Consider the following 3,133-nt stretch of genomic DNA (forward strand, 5'->3'; position numbering starts at 1 on the left):
CCGGCTAAACTGATCGAGACGTATAGGGTTTCGATTCGTTCAGGAGTAAGTCAGATCGCCCTAATCTGAGAAGGCGGTTGCATATGACGGGGAGACAAGCGTTGCTGCTCGGGACATCGTTGGTTACGGCCTTGTGGTTTTGGCAGCGAGGAACCGCTGCCGTAGTAGTCGGAAGCCCGATTGTGCGGATAGCAGAATTGGAGATTGATTCACCGCAACTTGACGCCTACAAACTCGCCCTTAAAGAAGAGATCGAGACTTCGATTCGTGTTGAACCGGGCGTCTTGACGCTGTACGCCGTTTCGCTCAAAGAGCATCCTGAACAAGTCAGATTGTTTGAAACCTATCGGGATGCAGCCGCATACGAATCGCATATTCAAAGTCCGCATTTCAAAACATATAAAGATCGGACGCGGCAAATGGTGAAACTGCTTACCCTAGTCGAAACCGAGCCTATTCTGCTCGGCTCAAAATCGAGATGAACTCCCGGAGAATTGTTGAGTCTGCGTACCTGTCGTTAACAGGCGTTATCACTTATAACTGGATTCAAGCTGGCCTTTTGTATTGCCCACTGTCTTCCCAGCTCAGTGAGGCGGCATCGGGTAGTTCAATTCGCTCGGCATGGTTCTTTTGGCGTTCGTGATCCTTAGCTAATTCTCTTTCGAGCCAGCAAGATTGCTCTTCAGCAATCCTTTGGTTTGCGAGGTGGGGAGGATGACCGATCACGAACTCTTCACCGCAGATGTCACAGCTCAGTACACCCATTTCTTTTAGGCAAAAAAATACTACGTATGCCCAATCCTTCTTTAGCGCGATTGCCTTCATGGCCTTGGAGTACCACGCATGCTGTTGCTCACTACCGACCGGCATAACCGCTTCGTCATAGGATGATGTCCGAGCAACAGAGGCTGTTCCAGACCCGGATTTCCTAAGCCAATGAGCGATATGGAGATGTAACGCTAAGTACCTCGAGCTGCTACCATGCCGCATGTTCAATTTTGGAAAACCGAAAACGGCGGGTGATTGGATAATTCACATCGTGGGGGCCATGGTTGCGCTGTTTCTCGTGTGGTGGATGCTGCGCATATACGTCCTGTGAATCCACCCCAACCCTGCAGCTTGGCTGCAATGAGTGAAATCGCGGGTTCTCAACGACTGATCCTAATTCACTGACACCGAACAAGCGGTATAAAGAGTCGCCCGAAGATTGACATGTATGAACGCGGAGACTAGAGTCGTCTGTTTAGAAAAACAAAGTGGAGGTTCGGATGAATAGGATTTGGATTTGTTGTCTTATCTTTACGATGTCGTTGGGCAGTGCCGCTTGGCCGCAACAGAAGAAGTCTGGCGGCGGGACTGAGAAAGCCGTCGCCGGACTGGAAGAGCAGATACGAAGCGCTGTCATCAAGGGAGACACGTCTATCCTGGAACGGTATCTTGCCGATGATTATGTAGGCATTGGGCCTAACGGCATCAAAGAGGATAAGAGCCACACCATCCAAGAGTTGAAGGATGGCAGCGTGAAGTACAGCGCCATTGATGTCACCGAAGAGAACGTTCGTATGTACGGCAATACAGGGATATACAACGGGCGCGGCAATGTCCAAATGACGATTCATGGCCAGCCACTAACAGCGGATGTTCGGGTAACAATCGTGTGGGTGAAACAGACTGGGCAATGGAAACGCGTTTCCTTTCAAGCAACGCAGGTACAACCCGCTTCCACAGGAAGTTAACGATGCATCGCGCAGTTTCCCCAGCGTAGCCCAATGATGCGGGTACGGAAAACAGCTGCGACCCATTGCTCACTGGTCAAGGGCAAGTAACAGCTACACATTTCCAATATCCGGGGCTTCATCCGCAGGTTCAGCGGTTTCGAGGCTCCGGTTTCGTAACTCCCCGGTCGGACTGCCTTTGAGAGTCTGCTGTCAAACAGTTGTTCCCCGGGGCAAACCATGAAGGGGGCAACTTTTCAGACGAGGAGCGGACATGCAAGTCGGCAACACGGTTCAGTTTCAAGAGCCGATGTTTACAGACAGCAAGGCAAGGGGCAGAACAGAACCATTCCCCAGTTATACTCATGTCAGTGCTTCTCCCGTCCTTCCAGCCTTTGCCGCTCTCACGCGCCCGGACGCCCTTTTCCCATACTGACTGGCTTTTTGAAATTAAATGGGACGGATTCCGTGCTCTGCTTTATTCGGACAGCGACGGCGTAAGGCTTGTTTCGCGCAACCGAAACACGTTCAAATCATTTCCAAGCTTGTGCGAAGGATTGGCTCGTGACCTGAAGGGCCGCCGTTGCGTACTCGACGGCGAAATCGTATGCCTGGATTCCGTAGATTTCACAACGGGGAGGACACTCGCTATCTGCCCCTAATTGATCGCAAGCAGCGACTTCGTGGGATCGTACCGAAACGAGGCGAACGTCTCCTGTATTGCGACCACATCGAGACGGGTGGAGAACAACTCTTCAGACTTGCGTGTGAGGAAGACCTTGAGGGGATCGTGGCCAAACGGAAAGGCGATCCCTACCTGCCGGATCACGCGGAATGGCTGAAAATCCGAAACCAATCATATTCACAGTGGGTAGGTCGGGAGGAGTTGTTCGAGCGAGAGCGCAGCCAAGAGCCGAGTTTTCAACACTGGGCTGAATGCGCTCTGGCGTGTGAGAGTGTTCAGCTGGAATACACGTGAGAGGTTTAGCACTCTTCCGAAGCCCTCATGCAACGGCCACCACGAATCGAAAGCCGTTTATCAATGCCAGCAGACGATTGCACGAATGGTTCTGGTACTAGTCCATCTTGCTTAATTTTCCGTGGGCACTTCCGTAAGAAGAAAATATTCGACTGCTTTTAGCAGCTGACTTGGAGCACAAGTTTGCGCTTTTGCTTCGCGTTTTTCGGCGTCAATGAGTGTAATAGAGATTTTTCGCCAATCACCCTCATCCATTAACGACTGATCAGCGATCTAGCGCCACAAAAGCTGGCGTCGAACTTCCTCCTGATCTTGAGGATCTGTTAGTGCCTCGATTGCCTTGCGTTGGAGAACATTGGCTTCTTCGTTCTCGCCCACCTCTTCAAAGATACTCAATAGTTGCCGAAGACGGGTCGCGAAAACTCCGATCAAAGCATCA

5 protein-coding genes are annotated in these 3,133 nt (G+C 51.3%); 3 read left to right on the plus strand and 2 right to left on the minus strand.

Features of this window, described 5'->3' with window-relative positions; all coding sequences use genetic code 11:
• Positions 1 to 83: 83 nt before the first annotated feature.
• Positions 84 to 482 carry an antibiotic biosynthesis monooxygenase gene (locus DMG62_24300; GenBank protein ID PYY19745.1) on the plus strand — a complete coding sequence of 133 codons (399 nt, stop codon included), beginning with the start codon at positions 84 to 86 and terminating at the stop codon, positions 480 to 482.
• A gap of 64 nt (positions 483 to 546) precedes the next feature.
• Here DMG62_24300 and DMG62_24305 read toward each other — a convergent pair whose 3' ends face one another.
• A complete protein-coding gene (locus DMG62_24305) occupies positions 547 to 870 on the minus strand; it encodes a hypothetical protein (GenBank protein ID PYY19746.1) in 324 nt (107 codons plus the stop codon).
• Positions 871 to 1,268: 398 nt separating this feature from the next.
• Here DMG62_24305 and DMG62_24310 point away from each other — a divergent pair, with 398 nt between their 5' ends.
• Together DMG62_24310 and DMG62_24315 are read left to right on the plus strand one after the other, a co-directional pair.
• Positions 1,269 to 1,736, plus strand: coding sequence for a hypothetical protein (locus tag DMG62_24310; protein ID PYY19747.1), 468 nt, complete (start codon positions 1,269 to 1,271; stop codon positions 1,734 to 1,736).
• Between the two features lie 344 nt (positions 1,737 to 2,080).
• A complete protein-coding gene (locus DMG62_24315; protein PYY19748.1) occupies positions 2,081 to 2,377 on the plus strand; it encodes a hypothetical protein in 297 nt (98 codons plus the stop codon).
• Here DMG62_24315 and DMG62_24320 read toward each other — a convergent pair.
• Complete coding sequence (locus DMG62_24320) at positions 2,374 to 2,571, minus strand: hypothetical protein (protein ID PYY19749.1); 198 nt, start codon at positions 2,569 to 2,571, stop codon at positions 2,374 to 2,376. The genes DMG62_24315 and DMG62_24320 overlap by 4 nt on opposite strands.
• Between the last annotated feature and the right edge of the window lie 562 nt (positions 2,572 to 3,133).

It is taken from the genome of Acidobacteriota bacterium (assembly GCA_003225175.1).
In the GTDB taxonomy this organism is placed as follows: domain Bacteria; phylum Acidobacteriota; class Terriglobia; order Terriglobales; family Acidobacteriaceae; genus Gp1-AA112.